Annotated in this window: 17 protein-coding genes; 11 read left to right on the forward strand and 6 right to left on the reverse strand. The window is 71.7% G+C overall.

Annotated elements, in window-relative coordinates; all coding sequences use genetic code 11:
- Positions 1 to 676: 676 nt before the first annotated feature.
- Together SNR22_RS03780 and SNR22_RS03785 are read right to left on the reverse strand one after the other, a co-directional pair.
- Positions 677 to 1888 carry an IS256 family transposase gene (locus tag SNR22_RS03780; protein WP_320065033.1) on the reverse strand — a complete coding sequence of 404 codons (1212 nt, stop codon included), beginning with the start codon at positions 1886 to 1888 and terminating at the stop codon, positions 677 to 679.
- A gap of 140 nt (positions 1889 to 2028) precedes the next feature.
- Complete coding sequence (locus tag SNR22_RS03785; RefSeq protein ID WP_320065034.1) at positions 2029 to 3168, reverse strand: GH12 family glycosyl hydrolase domain-containing protein; 1140 nt, start codon at positions 3166 to 3168, stop codon at positions 2029 to 2031.
- Between the two features lie 313 nt (positions 3169 to 3481).
- Here SNR22_RS03785 and SNR22_RS03790 point away from each other — a divergent pair, with 313 nt between their 5' ends.
- Together SNR22_RS03790 and ctaD are read left to right on the forward strand one after the other, a co-directional pair.
- Positions 3482 to 4588, forward strand: coding sequence for an FAD-dependent monooxygenase (locus tag SNR22_RS03790; protein ID WP_320065343.1), 1107 nt, complete (start codon positions 3482 to 3484; stop codon positions 4586 to 4588).
- A 139-nt stretch (positions 4589 to 4727) separates the two neighbouring features.
- Positions 4728 to 6485, forward strand: coding sequence for a cytochrome c oxidase subunit I (gene ctaD, locus SNR22_RS03795; protein ID WP_320065035.1), 1758 nt, complete (start codon positions 4728 to 4730; stop codon positions 6483 to 6485).
- 100 nt (positions 6486 to 6585) lie between these two features.
- Here the strand turns inward: ctaD and SNR22_RS03800 are convergent, their stop codons facing one another.
- The 4 genes from SNR22_RS03800 to SNR22_RS03815 form a co-directional block, all read right to left on the reverse strand.
- Positions 6586 to 7812, reverse strand: coding sequence for an MFS transporter (locus tag SNR22_RS03800; RefSeq protein ID WP_320065036.1), 1227 nt, complete (start codon positions 7810 to 7812; stop codon positions 6586 to 6588).
- A gap of 70 nt (positions 7813 to 7882) precedes the next feature.
- Positions 7883 to 8464: an isochorismatase family protein gene (locus tag SNR22_RS03805; RefSeq protein WP_320065037.1), complete on the reverse strand. Its 582-nt coding sequence runs from the start codon at positions 8462 to 8464 to the stop codon at positions 7883 to 7885.
- Between the two features lie 40 nt (positions 8465 to 8504).
- The gene (locus SNR22_RS03810; protein WP_320065038.1) at positions 8505 to 9791 is read right to left on the reverse strand and encodes a nicotinate phosphoribosyltransferase; all 1287 of its coding nucleotides are present in this window, start codon (positions 9789 to 9791) and stop codon (positions 8505 to 8507) included.
- A 16-nt stretch (positions 9792 to 9807) separates the two neighbouring features.
- Positions 9808 to 12483, reverse strand: coding sequence for a LuxR C-terminal-related transcriptional regulator (locus SNR22_RS03815; RefSeq protein WP_320065039.1), 2676 nt, complete (start codon positions 12481 to 12483; stop codon positions 9808 to 9810).
- A gap of 297 nt (positions 12484 to 12780) precedes the next feature.
- On the opposite strand from SNR22_RS03815, the gene SNR22_RS03820 reads away from it, so the two are divergent.
- From SNR22_RS03820 to rdgB, 9 genes are all read left to right on the forward strand, one after another.
- Positions 12781 to 14325 carry a hypothetical protein gene (locus SNR22_RS03820; protein ID WP_320065040.1) on the forward strand — a complete coding sequence of 515 codons (1545 nt, stop codon included), beginning with the start codon at positions 12781 to 12783 and terminating at the stop codon, positions 14323 to 14325.
- A gap of 160 nt (positions 14326 to 14485) precedes the next feature.
- Entirely contained in the window at positions 14486 to 14776 is a 291-nt protein-coding gene (gene clpS, locus SNR22_RS03825; RefSeq protein ID WP_320065041.1) for an ATP-dependent Clp protease adapter ClpS, read from the forward strand.
- A 2-nt stretch (positions 14777 to 14778) separates the two neighbouring features.
- Positions 14779 to 15273 (forward strand): DUF2017 domain-containing protein, encoded by a 495-nt coding sequence (locus SNR22_RS03830; protein ID WP_320065344.1) that lies wholly within the window; start codon positions 14779 to 14781, stop codon positions 15271 to 15273.
- Between the two features lie 53 nt (positions 15274 to 15326).
- Entirely contained in the window at positions 15327 to 15815 is a 489-nt protein-coding gene (locus SNR22_RS03835) for a M67 family metallopeptidase (RefSeq protein ID WP_320065042.1), read from the forward strand.
- A 71-nt stretch (positions 15816 to 15886) separates the two neighbouring features.
- The gene (locus SNR22_RS03840; protein ID WP_320065043.1) at positions 15887 to 16231 is read left to right on the forward strand and encodes a MoaD/ThiS family protein; all 345 of its coding nucleotides are present in this window, start codon (positions 15887 to 15889) and stop codon (positions 16229 to 16231) included.
- A gap of 12 nt (positions 16232 to 16243) precedes the next feature.
- A complete protein-coding gene (locus tag SNR22_RS03845; RefSeq protein ID WP_320065044.1) occupies positions 16244 to 17209 on the forward strand; it encodes a PLP-dependent cysteine synthase family protein in 966 nt (321 codons plus the stop codon).
- A gap of 248 nt (positions 17210 to 17457) precedes the next feature.
- Complete coding sequence (locus SNR22_RS03850) at positions 17458 to 18204, forward strand: MBL fold metallo-hydrolase (RefSeq protein WP_320065045.1); 747 nt, start codon at positions 17458 to 17460, stop codon at positions 18202 to 18204.
- Between the two features lie 68 nt (positions 18205 to 18272).
- Positions 18273 to 18998, forward strand: a complete 726-nt coding sequence (gene rph, locus SNR22_RS03855; protein WP_320065046.1) for a ribonuclease PH — start codon at positions 18273 to 18275, stop codon at positions 18996 to 18998.
- Positions 18995 to 19612 carry an RdgB/HAM1 family non-canonical purine NTP pyrophosphatase gene (gene rdgB, locus SNR22_RS03860; RefSeq protein ID WP_320065047.1) on the forward strand — a complete coding sequence of 206 codons (618 nt, stop codon included), beginning with the start codon at positions 18995 to 18997 and terminating at the stop codon, positions 19610 to 19612. Before rph ends, rdgB begins: the two co-directional genes overlap by 4 nt.
- Positions 19613 to 19698 lie beyond the last annotated feature (86 nt).

Consider the following 19698-nt stretch of genomic DNA (forward strand, 5'->3'; position numbering starts at 1 on the left):
CCGGACTGCCAAAGCAAGTCCGGATAGGTTTGCCGCACCAAAACACAAGGGCCGTCTGATGCAGGATTCCCGTCTAACTCGACACTGAACCTACGATCAGGAAAATCGGCCCTAAGTTTGGCTGCCCACACTTCAAGCAAGATCTGGGCAAGACACGATTCGACATCTCCTACGACTTCTGGAAACCCGGGCCAGTTAGCAAAAAGATACCGCACTTCGAAAATGTTGAGGCTGTCGACGACCTGAACCCATGTCAAGCTGTCGGATTCATTCCATGTGGCAATCCGACGTCCAATCTCCTCCGCGTCGCCCGGATGAAGAGCAAGGAATGCAGCTCCGTTAACCAGCGTGGTTTCCGGCCAGAAAAGACGGCCCAAAGAAAGAGCGACGAAAAGGTCCGTAGCTTCAGAGAACTGAGCGGTTGCACATCGTCTCAGGACGTCGTCTGCGACTTCATGAATTTTCATTCGTACCCCCGAGGAAGATTTTCGCCAGCGGCACGCTCTCCGTAACCGACACCCTTGGGGTAATACAGGGGCGGTGCCACCTTATTATGCAGATCACCAGTTCCCCGGAACCTTGGTCCAAGTTGCCATCCATCCGGCGCGCATGGCTCCTCGAAATCCAGGGGAGTGTGTCGATTTCCGTGTTTGGGCCTGTGGTGTGATCGAGGTTGTTAGATGGCGATCCGGTCGCCGTAGGCGAGGATCAGGGCGTTGAGGGCCTTGGCCCAACCGTAGACCCGGCCGGTGATGCTTCCGCCGCCCTTGCGTTTCTGCTGGACGACGAGGTAGAGGACCTTCATCGCGGCCTGCTCGGTCGGGAAGTGCCCGCGCCGGCGGGCGGCTTGCCGGAAACGAGCGTTCAGACTCTCGATGATGTTGGTGGTGTAGAGGACCTTGCGGACCTCGTGGTCGTAGTCGAGGAACGGCACGAACTGCGCCCAGGAGGTCCGCCAGAGCCGGATCACGGCGGGGTACTGGTCACCGAACTCGGCGGCGAACGCCTCGAAACGGGCCTCGGCGGCCGCGACCGTGGGGGCGGTGTAGATCTCCCGCAGCGCGGGGGTGATCTTCAGCCAGTCCTTGCGATTCGTGTAACGCAGTGACGCCCGCACCTGGTGCACGACGCACTGCTGGTGCACCGCCTGCGGCCAGACCTGCTCGATGGCGTCGGTCATGCCTCTGAGGCCGTCGGAGCAGACCATGAACACGTCCTCGACACCGCGGTTACGCAGTTCGGTGAGGTAGCCGGCCCACTGCTTGGCGCCTTCCCCGCCGGTGCCAGCCCACATGCCCAACACGTCACGTTTCCCGTCCAGGCTGATACCGACTACAACGTAGAGGGGCCGGTTCGCGACCTGCCCCTGGCGGATCTTCATCACCAGGGCGTCGATGAACACCACCGGATAGATCCTGTCGAGCGGCCGTTGCCGCCAGGCTTCCATCTCGTCCACGACGCTGTCGGTGACTCGGCTGATCAACTCCCGGGACACGTCGGCGTCATACACATCCGCCAAATGCGCGCAGATCTCACCGGTCGTCAACCCTTTGGCATACAGCGACAGGATCGCCTCGTTGAACCCGTCCAACCCGCGGGCATGCTTCGGCACGATCCGCGGCGTGAACGAACCCGCCCGGTCCCGCGGAACCTGAATCCGCACCGGCCCCACCTCGGTCTGCACCGTCTTCGCCCCGTGCCCGTTACGAATGTTGACCCGCCGGCCGGTCGTCTCATCGACACCGACCTCATCGAGGTGAGCATCCAGCTCGGCGTCCAGCGCTGATTCGAGCACGGTACGGGTGATCCCGGCGAGGAGCCCGCCCGGCCCGACCAGGGACACCCCATCGGCCTGGGCCCGCTCCACCAACTGCTGAGCGAACTCCACCTCCGCCGCCGTCGGCCGCGCTCAGAACGTTGCGCGGATAGCCTCAGTGACTACCGGCCAGGACACCTGATGATCCCGTGCCGGGCGCGAGGCGGGGGTGGCGCCGGTTTGGCCTCACCCCCGCCATGCCTAATTCTCGGTCAGAGCCGGGTGCAGGTCGCGCCGTTGAGGGTGAAGCTGCTCGGCGACGAGTACGCACCGCTCAGCGTCCCCTGGTAGCCGAAGCTGGCGGTGCCCCCCGGGGCGAGCGTCCCGTTGTGGCCGATGTTCCGCGCGGTCACCGCCGATCCGCTCTGGGTCACGGTGGCGTTCCACGAGCCGGTGATCTGCTGCCCGGCCGGCAGGGTGTACGCCAGCGTCCAGCCGTTGATCGTCGACGAGCCGGTGTTGGTGACCTGCACGTCGGCGGTGAAGCCGTTGTTCCACGAGTTCGGCGTGTACTTCACCGCGCAGCCGCCGCCGGGCGGGGGCGTGGTCGGCGGGGGAGTGGTGGGCGGCGGGGTGGTGGGCGTGCCGCCGCCGGTGTTCACCGACTGCGAGAACGAGTTGACGGCCAGCCCGGCACCGCCCTGCCATGGTTCGAAGCCGGCCTGGATGCTGGTCAGGTACCAGGAGTTGGTGATCGCGCCCCGGTTGCGTGTGTCGTTGATGAAGTCCAGGGCGTTGAAGCTCATGGACGGGATCGCCGACGGCGCCAGGTACGAGATGACGTTGTTGCCGCCGTTGTTGCCCCGCCAGACCTCCCAGGTGCGCCCGGCAACGGTGGCGCTGCCGACCGGCGAGCCGATCGGCTGGATCGAGCCCTGCCGGTTGAGCCAGATCATGATCTCCATCTGGTTCACCCCGTCCCGCTTCGGCGACGGGTCCAGCCAGATGTCGTACGAGGCGTTGTAGGTGGCCCCGCTGACGTAGTTGTAGCTGATGCTGCTGGGCGCGCTGCTGATCTGGCTCACCTGGACCGGCAGGTTCGTGCCGGGGGAGCAGTTGGTGTAGTGGCAACCCACGAAGATCGACGGGTACGACACCGGTGCGCCGTTGGTCGGGGCGGAGCCCTGCTGGCTGGTGATGCTGAACCCGGTGCCGGTGGCGTTGATGCACTGCTGGGCGCTGGTGCCCCAGCGGTTGTTCTGCACGACGTACTTCCCGCCGATGACGGTCGAGCCGTACTGCTCGCAGATCTGGGTGTCGGCGGAGGCGGTGCCGCCGCCGAGGGCGACGCCGACGAGCGTGCCGGCGGCGAGTAGGCCGGCCGCCGCGAGGGCGCGGAGTGGACGTTTCATGATGCTCCTTGGCTGCGGGCGTCAAGAGGTCGATACGGTCCGCCAGGTGCGACGGGAGCGCTCCCACGCTCTGCGAACACATTCACATGTCTGAAACCGTTGCGCAACCGGGTCGGCTCTTTCTGGGCCTCGGTCCGTATTTATTCCTGCGGGTCTCTTCGGGCGGCCGTCCGGGTGATGAACCGTCCGCCCGTCGGCCCGGCCCGTCGAGGGGCGGTCGGCCCGGGGCGATCAGCCCTGGCGTGCGCCGATCGCACCGAGTAGTGTCTTGCCTCCAATGCGTGCCGCACCCCCTCCGGAGGCGTACACCACGATGGGTGGCTCCCCCCTGCGCGTCCTCGTCGTCGGCGCGGGCATCGCCGGCCTGGCCGTGGCGCGGGCGCTGCGGATGGCGGGTTTCCGACCCGACGTCACCGAGAAGCTTCGCCCGTCGGAACTCGTCGACACCGGCCTCTACCTGCCCGGCAACGCGGCGCGCGCGCTGCGGCTGCTGGACCTCGACGGCCCGGTACGACCGCTCGGGCAGGTCATCCACCGGCAGCGCTTCCTCGACGCCGCCGGCGCTCCGATCTGCGAGGTCGACCTCGACAGGCTCTGGGGCGGCGTCGGCGAGTGCCGCGCGCTGCCCTGGTCCGAGCTGCACCGGGTGCTGCTCACCGGGGCCGGCGGCGTGGTCCGGCACGGCGCCGAGGTGGCCGGCATCGAACTGCTACCCGCCGCCGTCGGCGTCACCCTCGCCGACGGCACCACCGCCGAGTACGACCTGGTGGTCGGCGCCGACGGCTCCCGCTCGACGGTGCGCTCCCTGGCCGCCCTGGGCGGGCCCGCCCGGCCGGCGGGTCAGGTGGTCTACCGGGCTGTCGTCCGGGACGGCCCGCCGGTCGCCGAGTGGACCGCGCTGCTCGGCCAGCGGGCCGGCTTCCTCGTCGTGCCGCTCGGTGCCGGGCGGCTCTACTGCTACGCCGACGAGGCGGGCACCGTGCCGCCGGCGGATCCGCCGGCCCGGCTCCGCGAGCTCTTCGGCGGGTACGGAGGGCCGGTGCCGGAGGTGCTGGAGGCGCTGGAGCGGGTGCACGTCGGCACCACTGAGGAGGTCGAGCTGGGGCGCTGGTACCGGGGGCGGGTGCTGCTCGTCGGCGACGCCGCCCACGCCACCGCACCGACCCTCTCCCAGGGCGCGGCCATGGCACTGGAGGACGCCGTGGTGCTGGCCGACTCGCTGAAGGCGGCCGACAGCGTCGAGGCGGCGCTGGTCGCGTACGAGAGTCGCCGGCGCCCGCGTACCCGGTGGGTGCGGGACCGGACCCGGGACCGCAACCGGACCCGCGACGTGTCGCCGGCGCTGCGCGATCCTCTCCTGCGCGGACGCGGCGAGCGGATCTTCGGCGAGCACTACCGGTTGTTGGTCGATCCGCTGTGAGTCGCCGCCCACGGCGGCGGTGATCGTAGCCCACCACCCCACGCGGCATCCCCACCTTCCGGGGACTATCCTCCCTACGGATGATGGCTCGCTGATAACCACGCGTGCCAGCGGCACAACCCAGAACCGGAGGCCACTCGTGACCACCGTCGCACCCAAGCCGGTTGTGACCCGGCCCTGGCCGGTCCGAGAGCCGGTCAAGGGGTCGGCACTCTCGCGGCTGCTGCGCACCACGGACGCGAAGCAGATCGGGATCATGTACATGGTCACCGCGTTCGTGTTCTTCATGATCGGCGGCCTGATGGCGCTGATCATGCGGGCCGAGTTGGCCCGGCCGGGGATGCAGTTCCTGTCGCCGGAGCAGTACAACCAGCTCTTCACCATGCACGGCACGATCATGCTGCTGTTCTTCGCGACGCCGATCGTGTTCGCCTTCGCGAACTACATCGTGCCGCTGCAGATCGGCGCCCCGGACGTGTCGTTCCCGCGGCTGAACGCCTTCGCCTACTGGCTCTACCTGTTCGGTGGCACGATGGCGACCGCAGGCTTCCTCACCCCCGGCGGTGCCGCCGACTTCGGCTGGACGGCGTACACCCCGCTGAGCTCGGTCGAGCACTCGCCAGGCGTCGGCGCGAACATGTGGGTGGTCGGCCTGGCCATCTCCGGTCTGGGCACGATCCTCGGCGCGGTCAACCTGATCACCACGATCCTGACCCTGCGCGCGCCCGGCATGACCATGTTCCGGATGCCGATCTTCACCTGGAACATGCTGGTCACCAGCCTGCTGGCGATCCTGATCTTCCCGCTGCTGGCCGCCGCGCTCTTCGCGCTCGCCGCGGACCGGCTGCTCGGCGCGCACGTGTACGACCCCGCCACCGGCGGGCCGATGCTGTGGCAGCACCTGTTCTGGTTCTTCGGGCACCCCGAGGTCTACATCATCGCGCTGCCGTTCTTCGGCATCATCTCCGAGGTCATCCCGGTCTTCTCCCGCAAGCCGATCTTCGGCTACAAGGGTCTGGTCGCCGCGACCATCGCCATCGCCGCCCTGTCGATGAGCGTCTGGGCGCACCACATGTTCTCCACCGGTCAGGTGCTGCTGCCGTTCTTCAGCTTCCTGAGCTACCTGATCGCCGTCCCGACCGGTATGAAGTTCTTCAACTGGATCGGCACCCTGTGGCGGGGCCAGATCACCTTCGAGACGCCGATGCTCTTCGCCATCGGCTTCCTGGTGACCTTCCTCTTCGGTGGCCTGACCGGGGTGCTGCTGGCCAGCCCGCCGCTGGACTTCCACGTGCACGACTCGTACTTCGTGGTGGCGCACTTCCACTACGTGCTCTTCGGCACGATCGTCTTCGCCGTCTTCTCCGGCATCTACTTCTGGTTCCCGAAGATGTTCGGCCGGATGCTCGACGAGCGGCTCGGCAAGATTCACTTCTGGCTGACGATGATCGGCTTCCACACCACCTTCCTGGTGCAGCACTGGCTCGGCGCCGAGGGCATGCCCCGCCGGTACGCCGACTACCTGCCCAGCGACGGCTTCACCACGCTGAACATGGTCTCCACGATCGGCGCGTTCATCACCGGCATCTCGACCCTGCCGTTCCTCTGGAACTGCTGGAAGTCGTACAAGACCGGCCCGGTGGTCGAGGTCGACGACCCGTGGGGTTACGGCAACTCCCTGGAGTGGGCGACCAGCTCGCCGCCCCCGCTGCGCAACTTCGACCGGATGCCGCGGATCCGCTCCGAGCGGCCCGCCTTCGACGCCAAGTTCCCGGAGCTGGCCGCCGGTCAGAGCCTGGCCGGCCCGCCCGAGGGCGGTGCCAAGCCGCTGACCAGCGAGTCCGACGGTGGCGCCAGCTACCGGGAGGACACCGCAGGGAACCTCGACCAGCGCTGAGGACCCCGCACCCGTACGGCGGGCGCCGCACCCCGAGCGGGGTGTGGCGCCCGCCGTCTTTTTCCGGGCCGGGCCAAAGGGTGCGGGACCATGGGGTTGATCAGGACGGGCCAACCGGGGCCGTGGTCGGTGCGGCCGTGGTCGGTGCGGCCTGGGCCGTGGCCGGCTCGCGGCCGTGGCGCAGGACGGTGGGGAGCACGGCGGCGGCGACCAGCAGGCCGATCGCGCCGGTCACCACGAACCCCCACGCCGGCGTCGAGGAGTCGATCACCGCGCCGGACAGCGGGGCACCCAGGGCGAGGCCGACGGTCACGGCCGAGCCGTGCAGGCCCATCGCCTCACCGCGCACCGAGGCCGGGGCGAGCCGACTGACCGCGTCGGCGGTGGCGGCGAGCGTCGGCGCGCAGAGAATGCCCGCCGGGATCAGGGCCAGGCTCAGCAGCCACCAGTGCGCCCCGCCCAGCCCGATGGGGATGGTGCAGAGGCTGAGCACGGCCGTCAGCGCCAGCGGAGACACCGACCGGCTCACCGCCCCGTACGCGAAGCCTCCCCCGAGCGACGCGACCGCCCACGCGGCGAGCACCGCGCCGGTCCAGCCGACCTCGCCCGCAGCCCGGAGCACGGCGACCACCGCGACGTCGGTGCCGCCCAACACCAGGGTGCCGGCGAGACTGACCGCCAGCACGGCGACCAGGCGGGCCGTCAGCCACTCGCGGCGGGGCACCCGACGCTGCTCCCGGGCCGGCTCGTCGGTGCCCCGGGTGGGCGGGTTCAGCCGCCACAGGGCGATGCCCGCGGCGACGATGCCGGCGCCGACCGCGTACAGGGTGACCCGGGCGGACCCGGCCGTGGCGAGCGCCACGGCGAGGGCCGGGCCGACCATGAACGACAGCTCGGTCGACATCGAGTCCAGCGCGTACGCCGGGCGGCGCTGTTCCGGCGGCACCAGGGCGGCGATGGACTGCCGGATCACCGAGAAGATCGGCAGGGCGAGCAGCCCCGCGACGAACGAGGCCGGCAGCAGCAGCGGATACGGCAGCGCCGGCGCGGTGGACCAGAAGATCCCCTCGGCGACGGTGGTCAGGGCGAGCACCGGGCGTAGGCCGCGCCGGTCGACGAGGCGGCCGAGCAGCGGGCCACCGAGCGCCATGCCGATGGTCATCGCCGCCCCGACCAGGCCGGCCGCGCCGTAGCCCCGGCCGAGGTCGAGCACCACGTAGAAGGTGACGGTCACCCCGGTCGCGGTGAGCGGGACGCGGGCGAGCACCGACACCAGCAGCAGCGTCCGGAGCCCGGGCAGGGCGAGCGCCTGCCGGTAAGGTTTCATGTTCGCCACGGTCAGTACCTCCGGGCGACATCTTCGACCGGGGGTGCGACGGCAGCAAGCGCATTCCTGCTCAGGCGGCCCTGATCACAGTCTCCCCCCGCATGGACACCCCGGCGCCCTCCATCGCGCGCAGCGCGACGTCCAGTGTCTCCGGCGCGACCGCGGCGGTCAGGTCGAGCAGCACGGTGGCGGCGAACCCCTCCCGGGCGGCGTCCAGCGCGGTGGCCCGGACGCAGTGGTCGGTGGCGACGCCGACCAGGTCGACCCGGTCCACCCCGCGGGCGCGCAGCCAGTCGGCCAGGCACTCGCCGTCGTCGGTGTGCCCCTCGAAGCCGGAGTACGCCGCCGCGTGCTCGCCCTTGTGAAAGATCGCCTCGACCCGGTCGACGGCCAACTCGGGGTGGAACTCCGAGCCGGACGTGCCGACGACACAGTGCACCGGCCAGGAGTCGATGTAGTCCGGCGGGTCGCCGAAGTGCGCCCCCGGGTCCAGGTGGTAGTCCTTCGTCGCCACGACGTGCTCCCAGCGGCCGGGTTCGGCGGCGAGCAGCCGGGAGATCCCGGCGGCGACGCCGGCGCCGCCCGCCACCGCGAGGGAGCCGCCCTCGCAGAAGTCGTTCTGTACGTCGACGATGATCAGCGCGTTGGCCATGTCCGGGTGCTCCTTCGCGGTGCGGGTCGGTGGCGGGGGGTCAGCCGGCCGGGACGATGGTCACCGGGACGGCCGGGTCACCGGCGGAGAGCTTCAGGCCCTCCCACGGGATCGAGATCAGGCACTGCCGCAGATGCTCCCGCGACTCGTCCAGCGTCGTCGGTGCGACCGGTTCACCGCCGATGACGTACGCCCGCTGGAGCAGCCGGTCGTGGGGCTGCCGGTCCGGCACGCCCTGCGAGACGACGACCTCCTCGGTGGCGGTGCCGGTGGGCTTGTGCCGGCGGACGGCGACCTTGCGCCCGCCGATGGTGGCCTTGTGCTCGGAGCGCTTCACCACCGACCGCCCCGCCACCTCGACCAGCTTGTAGACCAGGCCGGCGGTGGGTGCGCCCGACCCGGTGACCACGGCGGTGCCGGCGCCGTACATGTCGACCGGCTCGGCGGCGAGCGTGGCGACGGCGTACTCGTCGAGGTCACCCGAGACGATGATCTTCGTCTCGGTGGCGCCGAGCGAGTCGAGCAGCTCCCGGGACTGCTGGGCGATGACCGTCAGGTCCCCGGAGTCGATCCGGATCGCGCGCAGCTCCGGGCCGGCGACCTCGATCGCGTTACGGATGCCCTGGCTGATGTCGTACGTGTCGACCAGCAGCGTGGTGTCCTTGCCCAGCGTGGCGACCTGCGAGGCGAACGCCGTCTTCTCGTCGTCGTGCAGAAGCGTGAAAGCGTGCGCGGCGGTGCCCGCGGTGGGGATGCCGTACCGCTCGCCGGCGGCGAGGTTGGAGGTGAACCGGAACCCGGCCAGGTACGCGGCTCGGGCGGCGGCGACCGCCGCCTCCTCGTGGGCGCGCCGGGAGCCCATCTCGATCAGCGCCCGGCCGCGGGCCGCGGTGACCATCCGGGCGGCGGCGGCGGCCACCGCGCAGTCGTGGTTGAGCACCGAGAGCACCAGCGTCTCCAGCACCACGCACTCGGCGAAGCCCCCGGAGACGGTGAGGATGGGGGAGCCGGGGAAGAACAACTCGCCCTCGGCGTACCCGTCGATGTCGCCGGTGAAGCGGTAGTCGGCCAACCACGTGGCGCCGGCGTCGTCGACCACGCCGGTGCGGCGCAGGAAGTCGACCTCGTCGGCGGAGAAGCGGAAGTCGCGGATCATGTCGATCAAACGGGCGGTGCCGGCGACCACGCCGTAGCGGCGCCCGGTGGGCAGCCGGCGGCTGAAGACCTCGAAGACGCACGGACGGTCAGCGGTGCCGTCCCGCAGGGCGGCGCTGACCATGGTCAGCTCGTAGTGGTCGGTCAGCAGGGCGGGGCGAAAGGTTCTCACCTGGCCAGCCTAGAGTTCACCGCGTCGGCTCGCCCTCCTGGCCCGGGAACGACCGCAGGGCGGACCGCAGCTCCGCCCGCCCGGCCACCCCCAGTTTGCTGTAGACGTGTTGCAGGTGGTTCTCCACCGTGCGACTGGACAGGTACAGCCGCTCGGCGATGGCGCGGCTCGTCGCACCCTCCGCCGCGAGCCGGGCGACCTCCCACTCCCGGTCGCTGAGGGCGGGCTGCCGGAACCGCAGCGCGGGGGTGTCGACGTGGTCGCACCGACCTAGCAGTTCGCCGAGGCGCTCGTGGGCGGCGGCTGCCGCGCTGGAGCGCCGCAGTCGTAGCCGGCGCACCACCTCCGCGGTGGCCTCGGCGGCGTGCACCCGCAGGTCGAGGTCGGCGAAGTCGTCGGCCACTGCGAGCAGTTCGTCGGCACAGTCGTCGACGCAGGCCCGGGCGTACCGGGCCAGCAGCGGCGGCAGCGGGCCGTCGACCCGTTCGGAGAGCTCGGTCAGCCGCTGGGCCACCGTCCGCCGGCCGCCGTCGGTGCAGGTCGGCCCGACCGGGACGGCGGCGGAGTCCAGCCGGACCAGGTCGTGCAGGACCAGCACCTCGTGTCCGGCGAACCCGTCCCCCCGGAGCCGGTCGGCCAGGGCGGCGAGGTGCTTGGTGGCGCCGGCCAGATCGCCGCCCGCGGCGAGCACCGCCCCGCGGGCCTGCTCCAGCCACGGGTACAGCACCGCCATCCCCGGGGAGTGGGTACGGTCCGCCTCGGCCATCGCCTCGGCGGCGTGCACGGCGTCGCCCCCCAGCGCCGCCGCCTGGGCCCGCTCGGCGTGCGCCAGACCCGCGAAGACCCGGCTGGTGGCCAGCACCGCGCAGGCGCCGAGGCTCGTCTTCAGCGCCGCGCCGCTCTGGCCGCGCAGCCGCGCCGCGTACGCCTTGAGGATGGACAGGTAGCCGGTGCCGAGCCGGAAGTCGCCCGCCCCGGCCAGGTCGGCGAACTCGTCAGCCACGATGGCGTCGATGCCGGCCAGGTCGCCGGCGAGCGTGAGCCGCGTGCCCCGGGCCAGCTCCAGCGCGAGTTGGAGGTACGGCATGTCACCGCGCCACCGGGTCACCTCGGCCTGTACCTGGTTGATCGCCGCGGCACTGCGGTCCAGCTGCCCCCGCGCGGCCTGGAGGTGGGCCAGCGTGCACCGGGCGAGCTCCCGGGCGGCCAGCCCGGCGGCGGGGCGGTCCAGCACCGCCTGGGCCAGCCGCACCGCCCGGACGGTGTCCAGCCGGTGCAGCCGCATGATCGCCTCGAAGGCGTGCACCCGGGCCTGATCGGTGGCGTCAGACAGCTCCGCGCCCTGCGCCGCGATGTCGTCCATGGTGGACTCCTGGCTGAGTCCCCAGTAACTGACCATTCCCCGCACGGTGAGCCACCGGCTGCGCCGGCCCGGCCCCGCCGCGTCGCCGGCGACCGCGTCGAGCATCGCGATCGCCTCCTGCGGCCGGTCGGCGAACATCAGGATGGTGGCCAGCAGTTCTGCGGCGTCGAAGCCGCCGTCAGCATCCAGCGCCGCCCGGGCCAGCCGGGTCGCCAACGGCACGTCGTACCGGGCGAACGCCTGCGCCGCCGCGCCCAGCAGCAGCGCCGGGCCCTGCGCGGTGCCGGAGTCCAGCCGCCACACCGCCACCCGGAGCAGGTCGTCTCGGCGCCGCGTGCCCACCGCCTCCACCAGCTCTGCCAGGCGGGCCTGCAACCGTCGGGTGCGGCTGACCGGGCAGCGCCGCCGCATCACCTCGCCGTAGAGCGGGTGGGCCAGCCGCACGTCCGTCCGCCGGTCGTTGTCCTCGACCCTGATCAGGCCGCGCTCCTCGGCGATCTCCACGTCGGCCTGCTCCACCGCCTGGTAGAGCAGGTGCAGCCCGAGCGGCTCCCCGAAGGCGACCAGCTCCAGCACCGCCCGGACCCCGGGCGTGAGTTGCCCGATCCGGGTGTCGATCAGCTCGGTGAGGGTGGGCACCAGCGTCAGCCGGCCGGTCCACCTCCACACCCCGTACGTGCGTCTCAGCTCGCCGGCCGGTGCGGCCATGACCAGCTCGCGCAGCAGCAGCGGGTTGCCGCCGGAGAGCCGCCACAGCCGGCCGGCGGAGGTGGCGTCCACCGGCCCCTTGAGGATCGCGGCGAGTAGCCCGGATGTGTCGGAGAGCCCCAGCGGGGCCAGCTCGACATGGTCGACCAGACCGACGGTCCACAGTGCTCGGATGGGTAACGGCAGCTGCTCGCCGTCGCGAAGCGTCCCGATCACAGTGGCGTTCTCGGCGCGGCCGATCAGGTGCACCAGCGCGGCCGACGGCGGGTCGAGCAGGTGCGCGTCGTCGACCGCCAGCACGATGCGTCGCCCGGCGGCCCGCTGTTGCAGCTGCTCCACCGCCCAGCGCAGCACGCCGGCCGGGGAGAGCCCCTGAGGTTGCTCGGCGGGGAGCACCTGGACCAGCCCGCCGAACGGCAGCGCGGCGGTGGTGGCGCTGGCCGAGACCGACCAGACGGCGTGCCCGTCGGTCGGGATGGCAGCCAGGGTCTCCCGGAGCAGCCGGCTCTTACCGACGCCGGCGGAGCCACTGTAGAAAAGCCCCCGCCCCTCGACTCCGGTCGCCGCCGTCAGGAGGCGGCCGAGTTCATCCCTGCGGCCGACGAACTCCCACCGACTCATCCGGGCAGCATATCGATCGACAGCCCTACGCGTGCGTGCCGTCACGGTGCGAAGTTGAGTAATCCCATGGTGCTCCTAAGTAGCCGGTGGACGCGGCGAGGTCGCCGTACCGTCGTACTCTTTCGACATCCGGGGGTGTCTCGCCGGATGTTCACGCGGCCGGATCCGAACGCGGTCGCCCTCACCGGGAGCAGCCGCCTGATGAAGCCAGGTCCTCTCCCCGCGGCCGACGTGTCCGACGAGCCGAGTGCTCCGGCCGGCCCGCCGCGGTATGGCCCCACGCCCATCCGCCTCGGGGTGACCGAGTCCCGGCCGGACGACCCGCTCGGCGTGGTCGCCGTCGGCCCGGCCGGCGCCGCCCGCCGGGAGGTGCTCGCCGCCCTGCTGGGGCGCGCCCCAGCGATGCTCGCCGTCCCGTCCGGGAGTTGGCTGCTGGTCGACCACGACCGGGTGCCGACCCGCGCCGCCTACGTGCCCGGTTACCGCCAGCCGCACGCGTACGCGCCGGACCTGTCGGCGGCGGGTCCGGCGCTGGCCCGACCACCGCGCCGGGTGGAGTTGGCCATCACCGAGCCGTTGCTGCGGCACTTCACCGTGGTCGACACCCCCGACACCGACACGCTGGGCGTCGCCGGCGGAGGGCTGCTGCTCGACGCGGTCGGCCGGGCGGGGGCGCTGTTGTTCGTGATCGCGGCCGACCAAGCGCTCACCGCAGCCGAGCTGCACCTGCTGGCCGAGGTCGCACACTCCCCGGCCGAGGTCTTCTTCGTGGTCACCCCCGGCGTCTCGGGCTGGGCACCGCAGCCGGACGGTGCGCCGGACGCCGGGGCGCGTCGACCGGGCGCGCCCGGGGCGCGGGATCAGGCCCCGACCGGCCACCGGGGCCGGGCGCGGACGGACGGCACGGGGGCTTCCGTCCCGCCCGGTCCCGGCGATTCACCCGCATCGGTGGACGGGACCGTGGACCTGGTCGAGGTGGTGGTCGCCGCGCACCGCGCGACGCTGCTCGCCACCGTGCCGGGGCTGGCCGGCGCCCGGTGGTACCCGGCCCGGCCGGACGACACCGACGCGCTGCGGCGCGCCCTGGTCGGGTGGGCCGCCGACGAGGGGCTGCGCCGGGCCAGCGCGCAGCCGCCGGTGCTGCCCGGATCGCACGGCCGGGTGCCGGTGCCGGCTGGGGCGGACGCCACCGGTTGGGCCGGGCTGCTGGACCGGCAAACCCGTTCCTGCGCCCAGCGGATCCGTCAGCACCTCGCCCTGGAACTGGCCAAGACCCACCTGCGGGTGGTTCAGGAGATCGTCTTCGGGGTCGGCTGCGCCGGCCTGCCGCAACTGCTCGACCGCGAGCTGGAGGCGCTCTCCCTGCTCGCCACCGCCCAGTGCGATGCGGCCGTGCGGGCCATCCTCGACGAGGTCTCCGGGCGGGTGCTGGACGCCCCGATTCCCGAGGGGCTGCGCCGGCGCATCGGCAACGCCGTGCGATGGGGGCTGGCAGATGACCCGGTCGGCCAGGGCCTGGACCGGGTGTTGTTGGTCACCAGCGCCGCCGGGGTGACGGAGTTGGCCGGCGCCGGGGCCGTGGACGCCATCTTCGGCTATCCGGGCGGGGAGCGGGTCGAGGTGCTTCCGCCGATCGCCGTGGCGCTCTCCGGCGGCTGCTGGCAGCTCTGGCACAGCCCCGGAAACGACGATCCGGGCGGCGCCCGGTCCTGGGCCCAGCGGGCCCTGCGCGAGGTGGAACTGGAGCTGACCCGGGAGGTCTCCCGCCGGTTCGAGGCCGTCCGCCACTCGCTCGGCACGGTGCTCTCCGCGGCGGTCGACCACGGGATACTGCTGGCCTGACGGCGACCCGGACCTCGCCGGTGGGGCTCGGCCGGACCCCGCCGCGTCAGGGCCCGGGTCGGCTTCCGTGCCGGCCGCCGGGGCGCCGCCGGGTCGGCGATCCGGGCTCGTCCGGCGTTCCGGTTCATCGGTTCGCCGGAAGCGGTGGCACGATGGGGGCATGGCGGCTCCGCAGCTTGCACCGGTCGAGACGCCGGACACCGAAGAGGTGCCGGTCTCCGACCGGCCATGGGTGACGATCGTGTGGGACGACCCGGTCAATTTGATGCCCTACGTGACCTGGGTCTTCCAGAAGCTGTTCGGGTACAGCCGGGAGAAGGCCGAGAAGCTCATGCTGGACGTGCACCACAAGGGCCGGGCGGCCGTCTCCAGCGGCGCCCGGGAACGGATGGAGCACGACGCGGCGCAGCTGCACGCGTACGGCCTGTGGGCCACGGTGGAGCGGTCGTGAGCATGTTCCGGCGCCGGGGCGACCGGTACGTGGCCGATCTCGCCACCGACGAGGTCCGGGTGCTGCGCAAGGTGGCCTCCGAGGTGGTGGGGCTGCTCACCGACGGCTTCGACCACTCCGACCCGGTGGTGGGCCGGCTCTTTCCCGAGGTCTACCCGGAGGACTCGGCCGGCACGGCGGAGTTCCGTAAATACACCGAGGGCGACCTGAAGACCGGCAAGGTCGACCAGGCCGGTGCGATCCTCGCCGCCCTGCCGGACTCGGCCGACGGCGAGGTCCAGCTCGACGCCGAGGCGGCCGAGGCGTGGCTGCGGGCGCTCAACGACGCCCGCCTGGCGATGGGCGTCCGGCTGGAGGTCAAGGACGGCATGGACCTCGGCGCGGAGCTGGACGAGGCGGTCGCCACCGACCCGGCGTCGAGCCGGGTGTTCCAGCTGTCGGTCTACGCCTACCTCGGGTACCTCCAGGAGTCCCTGCTCAACGCCATGATCGACTGACCGTGACCGCCGCCACCTACGGGTGGCGAGGCGGAGGCGCTAGGCTGGGTGACGTGCTGAGCATCGACCGGTCGATCATCGACGCGATCGTCGCCCACGCGCGTCGGGACCACCCGGACGAGGCGTGCGGCGTCGTCGCCGGTCCCGTCGGCAGCGACACCCCGACCCGGCACATCCCGATGGACAACGCGGCCCGCTCCATGACGTTCTACGAGTTCGACTCGATGGAGCATCTGCGGCTGTGGCGGGAGATGGACGACCGCGACGAGGAACCGGTCGTCATCTACCACTCGCACACCGCGACCGAGGCCTACCCGTCCCGCACCGACGTCGCCCTCGCCGGCGAGCCGGGGGCGCACTACCTGCTCGTCTCCACCCGTGAGCCCGACGCCGAGGAGATCCGCTCCTACCGGATCGTCGACGGCGTGGTGGCCGAGGAGCCGGTCCGGATCGTGGACGCCGCCGTGGACTCGAACGCCGTCCAGTCCTACATGTTCGGGCATGCCCCGGCGACGGTCGACTACGAGTGTTCCGACCGCTGATCCCAGCGGCACCGCGACATTCCCCCCCTCCCGTCACCGAGCAACCGCACACCCGGACAAGGAGCACCATCATGGCCATCGAGGTTCGCATCCCCACCATCCTGCGCAGCTACACCGGCGGCGCGAAGGTCGTCGAGGGCGCCGGCGACACGCTCGCCGACCTGCTCGCCGACCTGGACTCCCGGCACGCCGGCCTGCGCGGTCGGCTGGTCACCGACGCCGACGCGCTGCACCGCTTCGTCAACGTCTACGTCAACGACGAGGATGTCCGCTTCCTCGGCGCGCTCGACGCCAAGCTCAATGACGGCGACAGCATCACCATCCTGCCGGCCGTGGCCGGCGGCGCGTTCGGCTTCGCGGCGGCGGCGGCGATCGCCTCACACACGGTAGCCACGCGCGCCGCCGCCGCCCGCTGAGGCGGGGCGAGGATGGCGCGGTACGACAGCCTGCTGGACGCCTGCGGAGGCACGCCCCTGATCGGGCTGCCCCGGCTCTCACCGGCGGTGCCCGAGGGGGCGCCGCCGGTGCGGCTCTGGGCCAAGCTGGAGGACCGGAACCCCACCGGCAGCATCAAGGACCGGGCGGCCCTGTTCATGGTTCGCCGGGCCGAGGCCGACGGCCGGCTCCGCCCGGGCGACACGATCCTGGAGCCGACCAGCGGCAATACGGGCATCTCGCTGGCCATGGTGGCCAAGCTGCGCGGTTATCGGCTGGTCTGCGTGATGCCGGAGAACGTCTCGATCGAGCGGATCCAGCTGCTCCGGATGTACGGCGCGGAGATCATTTTCTCGCCGCCCGCAGGCGGTTCCAACCAGGCCGTCGCCACCGCCAAGCAGATCGCCACCGAACACCCCGACTGGGTGATGCTCTACCAGTACGGCAACGAGGCGAACGCCCGGGCGCACTACGAGACCACGGGCCCGGAGCTGCTCCAGGACCTGCCCACGATCACCCACTTCGTGGCGGGCCTCGGCACCACCGGGACTCTGATGGGCACCGGGCGCTACCTGCGCGAGAAGGTCGAGGGCATCCAGATCGTGGCCGCCGAGCCCCGCTACGGCGAGCTGGTCTACGGGCTGCGCAACATCGACGAGGGGTACGTCCCGGAGCTCTACGACGCCACCGTGCTGTCCCGGCGGTTCTCCGTCGGCACCCGCGACGCCGTGCTGCGTACCCGGCAGCTCGTGGAGGTGGAGGGGATCTTCGCCGGCTTCTCCACCGGGGCGATCCTGCACGCCTCGCTGGCGGTGGCGCACGAGGCGGTCCGGGACGGCCGCCGGGCCGACGTCGCGTTCGTGGTCTGCGACGGCGGCTGGAAGTACCTGAGCACGGGCGCCTACGGTGGCACGCTCGCCGATGCCGAGGAGTCCCTGGAGGGGCAGCTCTGGGCCTGACAACGGGGCGACAACGCTGACGGGCGACGACGCTGACGGGCCGTGACCGGGTGACCGGTCCGGCCCGTTTGTCGTCCCGCCCGGAACGCCCCGGTGCGGGTGTCACGTTGATGACAACTTCCAGCAGATGATTCTTTGCCCGGCATGCGCCAGCGTAGGCTGCGCAGCGTGTCGTACGCGTCGGTAAGGATCATCGACAGAGCGGCTGCCGACACGGCGACTACCGTAGGTGACAGCAGGACGACTTCATGCGACTGACCGTCCTCGGCTGTGCGGGGAGCTTCCCCGGCCCCGACTCCCCGTGCTCGGCCTACCTCGTCGAGGCCGAAGGTTTCCGGCTCCTGGTCGATTTCGGCTCCGGTGCGCTCTCCACCCTCCAGCGCTACGCCGGGCTGCACGCCCCCGACGCCATCCTCCTCACCCACCTGCACTGCGACCACATGCTCGACGCCGTGACGTACGTCGTGGTGCGCCGGTACGCCCCCGACGGCCCGCACCCGACCCTGCCCGTCTACGCCCCGTCCGGGGCACCGGCCCGGCTGGCGCTGGCCTACGGGCAGGAGGACAGCACGGTCGAGGACGTCTACCAGTTCTACGGCCTCCAGCCCGGCACGTTCCCCATCGGCCCGTTCAGCGTCACCGTCGACCGGGTGAACCACCCCGTCGAGACGTACGGGGTGCGGTTGGAGCACGACGGTCGGGTGCTCTGCTACTCCTCCGACACCGCACCCTGCGAGTCGCTGCTGCGGCTCGCCCAGGACGCCGACGTCTTCCTCTGCGAGGCCAGCTACCTCGACGGGGTGGAGAACCCCCCGGACCTGCACCTGACCGGCCGAGAGGCCGGCGAGGCGGCCACCAAGGCGGGCGTCGGCCGGCTGCTGCTGACGCACCTGGTCGCTGCGTGGGGCAGCGAGGCGGCCACCCGCGAGGCGGCCCGTGCCGCGTACGACGGGCCGCTGGAAGTGGTCCGTGCCGGCGCCTGCTACGACATCTGACCGCCCCCGGCGCGGTCACCGGGGCACCGGCGGGGGTGTCCGATCACCGCACCGCATAGGGTGCAGTCATGGCGCGACCTGACGGGCGACAGCCCGACCAACTCCGACCGGTGACCCTGACCCGTGGCTGGAGCACCCACCCGGAGGGCTCCGTGCTCGTGGAGTTCGGCGGAACGCGGGTGCTCTGCACGGCCAGCGTGACCGAGGGGGTGCCCCGCTGGCGCAAGGGCTCCGGGCTGGGCTGGGTGACCGCCGAGTACTCGATGCTGCCCCGGGCCACGAACACCCGCTCGGACCGGGAGAGCGTCAAGGGCCGCATCGGCGGGCGGACCCACGAGATCTCCCGGCTGATCGGGCGCAGCCTGCGGGCCGGCATCGACCTCAAGGCGCTCGGCGAGAACTCGGTCGTGCTGGACTGCGACGTCCTCCAGGCCGACGGCGGCACCCGCACCGCCGCGATCACCGGCGCATACGTAGCGCTGCACGACGCGGTGAGCTGGCTGGCCGACCGCAAGTCGCTGGCCGGCAAGCCGGAGAAGGTCATGCACCGCTCCGTCGCCGCGGTGAGCGTCGGCGTGATCGCGGGCGAGGCCCGGCTCGACCTCTGCTACACCGAGGACGTGGCGGCCGAGGTCGACATGAACGTGGTCTGCACCGGCACCGGCGAGTTCGTCGAGGTGCAGGGGACGGGGGAGTCCGGCGTCTTCGCCCGCGACCAACTCGACGCCCTGCTCGACCTGGCCGTCGCCGGCTGCGCGGAACTGACCGAGGCACAGCGGAAGGTTCTCTCTTGAACAACGTGTTGCTCGCCACCCGCAACCGGAAGAAGCTCATCGAGCTCCAGCGGATCCTCGACGGCGCGCTCGGCGCGCATCGGGTCGCGCTGCTCGGCCTCGACGACGTCGAGGAGTACCCGGAGCTGCCGGAGAGCGGCCTGACCTTCGGCGAAAATGCACTGATCAAGGCGCGGGAGGGTTGCCGGCGCACCGGCCTGTCGACCATCGCCGACGACTCCGGCCTGGCGGTCGACGCCCTCAACGCAATGCCGGGCGTGTTCAGCGCCCGCTGGGCGGGCTCGCACGGCGACGACCGGGCCAACTTCCAGCTTGTGCTGGACCAGATCGCCGACCTGCCGGACGAGCACCGGGGCGCGTCGTTCGTCTGCACCGTGGCCCTGGTGCTGCCGGGCGGCAAGGAGCACCTGGTCGACGGGCGCCAGACCGGCCGGCTGCTGCGTGCCCCGCGCGGCGAGGGTGGCTTCGGCTACGACCCGGTCTTCCTCGGCGACGGCCAGGACCGCACCAACGCGGAGCTGACCCCGCAGGAGAAGGACGCGATCAGCCACCGGGGCAAGGCGCTGCGCGAGCTGGCCAAGCTGATCGCCAAGGTGCTTCCGCCACCCGCCTGACGGCGAGCGGGTCGCGGCCACCCGGGCCCTGACGGCGAGCGGGTCCCGGCCACCCGGGCCTGACGGCGAGCGGGTCCCGGCCACCC

Source organism: Micromonospora sp. RTGN7 (genome assembly GCF_033804645.1).
Taxonomy (GTDB): Bacteria; Actinomycetota; Actinomycetes; order Mycobacteriales; family Micromonosporaceae; genus Micromonospora.